The organism is Mycobacterium sp. E2462 (assembly GCF_001672685.1).
Classification (GTDB): domain Bacteria; phylum Actinomycetota; class Actinomycetes; order Mycobacteriales; family Mycobacteriaceae; genus Mycobacterium.
In genome coordinates this window covers 1-3227 of sequence record NZ_LZKC01000456.1, presented here as the reverse complement: position 1 = coordinate 3227, position 3227 = coordinate 1, and the positions used below count along the sequence as shown (strand labels likewise).

At 67.6% G+C, this 3227-nt stretch carries 2 protein-coding genes and 1 pseudogene; 2 read left to right on the top strand and 1 reads right to left on the bottom strand.

What is annotated here, in order from left to right:
- Positions 1-442, top strand: a pseudogene (locus A5714_RS23470) (ArsA family ATPase); the annotation flags it as partial.
- Between the two features lie 61 nt (positions 443-503).
- Here A5714_RS23470 and A5714_RS23465 read toward each other — a convergent pair.
- Positions 504-854 (bottom strand): WhiB family transcriptional regulator, encoded by a 351-nt coding sequence (locus A5714_RS23465; protein WP_068074374.1) that lies wholly within the window; start codon positions 852-854, stop codon positions 504-506.
- Between the two features lie 363 nt (positions 855-1217).
- Here A5714_RS23465 and ponA2 point away from each other — a divergent pair.
- The coding region (gene ponA2 / locus A5714_RS23460; protein WP_068289431.1) for a transglycosylase/D,D-transpeptidase PonA2 at positions 1218-3227 on the top strand (2010 nt) is incomplete at its 3' end.

Sequence of the window (3227 nt, the reverse complement as noted above, 5' to 3'; positions counted from 1 at the left end):
GAAGGCCGACCGCACCTACGCGCTGCTCAAACGGCGGGGCACCCAGTTCGTCGTGGTGTCGGCGGCCGAGCCCGACGCGCTGCGTGAGGCATCCTTTTTCGTCGACCGGCTGTCGCAGGAAGGGATGCCGCTGGCCGGGCTGGTGCTCAACCGCACGCACCCGACGCTGTGCGCCCTGCCGGCCGAACGCGCGATCGACGGCAGCGAAGTGCTGGAGGGCGAGGCGGATTCGGAGGCGGCCGCCCTGGCCGCGGCGGTGCTCAAGATCCACGCCGAGCGGGCGCAGACCGCCAAGCGCGAGCTGCGGCTGCTGTCGCGATTCACCGGGGCGAACCCGCACGTGCCGGTGGTCGGTGTGCCGTCGCTGCCGTTCGACGTCTCGGACCTCGACGCGTTGCGGGCCCTGGCCGACCAGATTGCGGGCACCGTCGCCGCCCCCTGAGCGTGAGCGACGGGCCCGCACAACGCGGGCCCGTCGGTGACAGGGAAGGGGCTGTCGGCGGTCAGCCGACGCTGCGGTTGCGCCTCTTGTCGAAGAAGTCTCCCCAGGAGACGACCTCGGGGTGCTGCTTGAGCAGGGCCCGGCGCTGGCGCTCGGTCATGCCACCCCACACGCCGAACTCGACCTTGTTGTCCAGGGCGTCGGCCCCGCACTCCTGCATCACCGGGCAGTGCCGGCAGATCACCGCGGCTTTGCGCTGCGCGGCCCCCCGCACGAAGAGCTCGTCGGGATCGGTGGTCCGGCAGAGCGCCTTGGAGACCCAAGCGATCCGTTCCTCGGAGTCGACGCTGCGAAGTATCCCCTGTGCGGCTGCATTGTTGGTCTTACGCGCCGCCGGCCGTATTGCTGACACGAAAGTGTTCCCTTTCCCTACCGGTCGCTGCTCGCGACCGCCCTCCTCGGGTGCAGATTCGCGTCTGCGATCTACGCCACACTGTGAACTTCGGTGTTACCTGAATCTCACCGTGTGTCTAAGTTAGGTGGTCAGGTGCCAATTGCGCAACAGTCCGATAACTCTTTTTTTGGGACGGCCGTCCCGTCTCGTCCCAAACGATAGATCACATAGTGATCTTGCACACTACGTTTCGTAGCGCTTTAGTGACGCCAGCGCAAATTTATGGGTCCGCCGGGCGGTAAGCCGCAGGTCAATGGATGCGAAAAAACCTGGTGAACGCGCAGCGTGGCGGCGTGACTAGGGGCCGCTACTGTAGTAGCCATGTCAGACCGCCCCCCGGCCGCTCTCACGATCCTGAAGCTTGCGGGGTTCTGTTTATTGGCCAGCGTCGTCGCCACGGCCCTCATGTTCCCGTTCGCCGGTGGATTCGGGCTGGTGTCGAACCGCGCCTCCGAGGTCGTGGCGAACGGATCGGCGCAGCTGCTCGAGGGTGAGATTCCCGCGGTGTCGACGATGGTCGACGCGAAGGGCAACACCATCGCGTGGCTGTATTCCCAACGCCGTTTCGAGGTGCCCGGCGACAAGATCGCCAACACGATGAAGCTCGCGATCGTGTCGATCGAGGACAAGCGGTTCGCCGAACACAACGGGGTCGACTGGAAGGGCACCCTGACCGGGCTGGCCGGCTACGCCCGCGGCGACGTCGACACCCGCGGCGGTTCGACCATTGAGCAGCAGTACATCAAGAACTACCAGCTGCTGGTGACGGCGAAGACGGACGCCGAGAAGCGTGCGGCCGTCGAGACCACCCCGGCCCGCAAGCTGCGCGAGATCCGCATGGCGCTCACCCTGGACAAGACCTTCACCAAGCCCGAGATCCTGACCCGCTACCTCAACCTGGTGTCCTTCGGCAACGGCTCGTTCGGGGTGCAGGACGCGGCGCAGACCTACTTCGGCATCAACGCCTCAGACCTGAACTGGCAGCAGGCGGCGCTGCTGGCCGGCATGGTGCAGTCAACCAGCGCGCTGAACCCCTACGTCAACCCCGACGGCGCGTTGGCGCGGCGAAACCTGGTGCTCGACACCATGATCCAGAACATCCCGCAGGAGGCCGACGCCCTGCGCGCCGCCAAGGCCACCCCGCTGGGCATCCTGCCGCAGCCCAACGAGCTGCCGCGGGGCTGCATCGCGGCCGGCGACCGCGCCTTCTTCTGTGACTACGTGCAGGAGTACCTGTCCCGCGCCGGGATCAGCAAGGAGCAGGTGGCGCGGGGCGGCTACCTGATCAAGACCACGCTGGACCCGGACGTGCAGATCCCCGTCAAGTCCGCCATCGACAAGTTCGCCAGCCCGACGCTGCCGGGCATCTCGAGCGTGATGAGCGTGATCCAGCCCGGCAAGACGTCGCACAAGGTGATGGCGATGGCCAGCAACCGCACCTACGGCCTCGACGTGGACGCCGGCCAGACGATGCGCCCGCAACCGTTCTCCCTGGTCGGAGACGGGGCCGGCTCGGTGTTCAAGATCTTCACGACGGCGGCCGCGCTGGACATGGGCATGGGCATCAACGCCACCCTCGAGGTGCCCGGGCGCTTCCAGGCCAAGGGCATGGGTAGCGGTGGCGCCAAGGGCTGCCCCAAGGACAACTGGTGCGTCGTCAACGCCGGCAACTACCGCGGGTCGATGAACGTCACCGACGCGCTGGCCACCTCGCCGAACACCGCGTTCGCCAAGCTGATTCAGCAGGTCGGGGTCACCCGCACCGTCGACATGGCCATCAAGCTGGGCCTGCGCTCCTACGCCGATCCCGGCACCGCCCGCGACTACAACCCCGACAGCAACGAGAGCCTGGCCGACTTCGTCAAGCGGCAGAACATCGGCTCCTTCACGCTGGGGCCCATCGAGGTGAACGCGCTGGAGCTCTCCAACGTCGCGGCCACCTTGGGCTCCGGGGGGGTCTGGTGTCCGCCCAATCCCATCGACAAGCTGGTCGACCGGCACGGCAACGAGGTCGCCGTCACCACCGAGACCTGCGATCAGGTGGTGCCCGAGGGCCTGGCGAACACGCTCGCCAACGCGATGAGCAAGGACGCGGTGGGCGGCGGCACGGCGGCCGGCTCGGCCGGTGCGGCGGGCTGGGACCTGCCGGTGTCCGGGAAGACGGGGACCACCGAGGCGCACCGCTCGTCCGGGTTCGTCGGGTTCACCAGCCACTACGCGGCCGCCAACTACATCTACGACGACTCGACCAACCCGACGGACCTGTGCTCGTCGCCGCTGCGTCACTGCGCCGAGGGCGACCTGTACGGCGGTAACGAGCCGGCGCGAACC